At 73.4% G+C, this 241-nt stretch carries 1 protein-coding gene; it reads right to left on the bottom strand.

What is annotated here, in order from left to right; all coding sequences use genetic code 11:
* Window positions 1-19: 19 nt before the first annotated feature.
* Window positions 20-241, bottom strand: a 222-nt coding sequence (locus H926_RS0113210) for a DUF2271 domain-containing protein (protein WP_022676733.1), incomplete at its 5' end; no start/stop codon positions are given.

The raw sequence follows: 241 nt of genomic DNA on the forward strand, positions 1-241 counted from the left end.
TTCATCGGGGTCGGTCCTCTCAACGCAGGGAAACGGTCACTTGGCCCAGTTCGGCCCGGCCGCTGGCGCCAGCCGGAGCGGGCTTGGCCGGCACCGAGAACGGCACCTGCACCAGTTCACGGCCGCCGGTTTCGCGCGCCGCCTCCACGAACAGGGTATAGGCCCCGGGCCGGAGCCCGGCGGGCAGCGGGATGCGATAGGCGCCCGGCGCGCGGGTCTGGCCGGAAAGGCCATCGGCTGG

The organism is Novosphingobium sp. B-7 (assembly GCF_000410615.1).
Lineage (GTDB): Bacteria > Pseudomonadota > Alphaproteobacteria > Sphingomonadales > Sphingomonadaceae > Novosphingobium > Novosphingobium capsulatum.